Genomic DNA, 2,333 nt, shown 5'->3' on the forward strand with positions numbered 1-2,333 from the left:
AGAGCCTCCCCCTGGGTGGCTGCACGCGATCCCCGGCCCGAACAGCAGCCACCATGGGGTGGCTCTACCTTCAGCCGATCGTGCGCAGTACGTGGCCTTGGGCATCGCGCAGCTCGGTCGGTTCGACCCGAATGCGCAGGCGGCCGCCCGGCAGCGGATAACTGCCGCGTTCGGCATGCAGGTGCTCGCGTATCGCCTGCAGGCTGGCCGGGCTGAGCACGCAGCGCGCAGCATCCTGGTCGACCTCGACGTGGTCCTCCTCGCCCGGCTCGAAGCGCCAGCTGCGTTCCCGATCCACCAGGGTCAAGGCGCGGCCGTGCTCCAGCCGCAACGGCAGCAGCTCGAGGATGCCCCGCACTTGGCCAGCACCAAGCACCAGCTCGACCGTATCGTCCTGCACCTCCCAACCCAGCGTTTCGATGAACAGCGTGCCGGTCGTGGAGCCCTCGCGGGCACTGCCGGCCGCGACCTGGGCGGCCACCGACGCATCGGCGAGCAACGAGCCGCGCGCCAGATCGGTGATCCACAGCGGCATGCCCGCTTCCAGCGCCTGCAGCACGCCGTGGGTGGACCAGCGGCGCACGGCTGCCATCTCGTCGTCGCTGAGTCCGACCACCTGCAGGAAGCGCACGCGGCCGTTGGCGGTATCGCGCGGGGGCAGCTGCGGGTCCTGAATCAACGCCAGGTGGCGCAGCACGGTCTCGCTGTCCAGGGCAATCGGACCATTGGCATCCAGGTGATGCCCGGCATCGAGCACGTTGCCGCTGCTGAAGACGTAGCGGGCCAGGTTCTGCAGCAGGTTCATCGGCCACACCGGCGGCGCGCCATCGGCGCCCTGCCCCGGCGCGGCGGCCAGGCGGAAGGTCAGTTCGAAGCCGTAGCCGCTGTCGGCCAGGTCATCACTCTGCTTGCCGTACAGCTCGGAGAAGCCATAGGTGACGTAATGCCAGTGCGGGCGCGGTGTCTCTGCCCAGTACACGCTGATGCCGTCCAGCGGATCCTGGCCGCCCAGCGTGTAGGGGATCGCCGTGCCGAAGTGGCGGGGTTCCTGACCCGGGTACAGCGCGCCCAGCGCCGCGTTGAGGGCGTCCCACCCCTGGGTGCCCTCATCGTCTTTCTGCGTGTGGTCCATCTGCCATGCTCCTGGCCTGCGTAGCCGGGCAAGGTAACCCCGGCCGGGCCATCACGGCCAGCCTTCCGGCCTCTGCCGCAGGTGCGGGTCAGCCCGCCACGGCGTCCGGCTGCGCGTCCACCACCAGCAGCGCATGGGTATCGCTGAGCCAGCGGCTGGCCAGCGCCGGGCTCTTGGCCTTGGCCACCGCCGCGGCCATGTCCGGCCACAGCTTTTCCAGGCCCCCGGCATCGGTGCAGCGTTCGATCTTGAGCTGCATGAAGTAGCCCTTTAGGCCGAGGTGGCGGCGCACCGACTCGCTCATCCAGTCATACAGGCGCTTGTACAGATCCGGATCCTGCTCACGCCCGGCGGTGAGCGCCCGCGCGGCCGGGGCGGCCACCGCGCCGCCGACCACTTCGATCAGACCTGCCTGCGCCAGTTGCGCCAGCGCATCGTCCGGCGCGCGCAGGCCCGGTAACAAGGCGGTCAACGCATCGTCATCGCGCTGACCATCGACCATCAGCAGAATGGACCGCAATGCCGGCGGCAGACGCCGCGCGCGGTCTTCGATTTCCTGACGGCCAGCGGCCGTCTTGGCATGGATGTACGCCATGTGTTCCCCCTGTCACCTGGTGCATTGTCACGCGCGGCAGTCAGCGCTGCGCTGATGCCCCTGCGTCCCCTTGCGACCGTCGCCGGCGGATGCGCCGACCAGCGCCCGCTGCGCGCCGTGTCCCCAGCGCGCGGCGTTCGGCCAGCGGCCTGCAACGATCACGCCCGCAGCTTACCTGACGTTCCCGGCTGCCGATAATGCGTTGCAGCAAGCGTGCTCTCGCCGCGTCGCCGGTGCCGGGGCAGACAATGCTGGCCGGCGACCGGCCCGCATTTGCAGGCGGCCGTGGTTACGGCCTGCGCCTGGCGAGCGCCATCATCAAACCGTAGACCACTGCGGCCAGGGTCGCGATCAACAGCAACGTACCGGCGTTCCGCTCGGTGTTCAGTACCGGCTCCAGCAGCGCCATCCCCACGCCCCACCCCACCCCAAAATGGGTGCCGTGAAGCACCCAGTTCAGTGCAAAGGATCGGTCGGCACTGTCAGATGGCAGGTGCAGGCCACACTTCCTGCAGATCCACAGGAGAAATCGGGGCTCACGCTTCATGCTCACTCCTAGCGCGGACACCGACGTGATGTGGCATCCCTGCGTCGATCGTGCGCGAC

3 protein-coding genes are annotated in these 2,333 nt (G+C 69.1%); all 3 read right to left on the reverse strand.

Features of this window, described 5'->3' with window-relative positions:
- Positions 1 to 70 precede the first annotated feature (70 nt).
- Positions 71 to 1,132 carry a suppressor of fused domain protein gene (locus ACXJKH_RS18835; RefSeq protein WP_457321656.1) on the reverse strand — a complete coding sequence of 354 codons (1,062 nt, stop codon included), beginning with the start codon at positions 1,130 to 1,132 and terminating at the stop codon, positions 71 to 73.
- Positions 1,133 to 1,220: 88 nt separating this feature from the next.
- Entirely contained in the window at positions 1,221 to 1,727 is a 507-nt protein-coding gene (locus tag ACXJKH_RS18840) for a hypothetical protein (RefSeq protein WP_256776238.1), read from the reverse strand.
- Between the two features lie 289 nt (positions 1,728 to 2,016).
- Positions 2,017 to 2,333: hypothetical protein (locus tag ACXJKH_RS18845; RefSeq protein WP_457321658.1), on the reverse strand; the 317-nt coding region annotated here is incomplete at its 5' end.

It is taken from the genome of Stenotrophomonas sp. P5_B8 (assembly GCF_054049855.1).

Bases quoted from the DNA above. Each gene is read 5' to 3' on its own strand.
- ACXJKH_RS18835 (WP_457321656.1), bottom strand. From the start codon at position 1,132: ATGGACCACACGCAGAAAGACGATGAGGGCACCCAGGGGTGGGACGCC.
- ACXJKH_RS18840 (WP_256776238.1), bottom strand. From the start codon at position 1,727: ATGGCGTACATCCATGCCAAGACGGCCGCTGGCCGTCAGGAAATCGAA.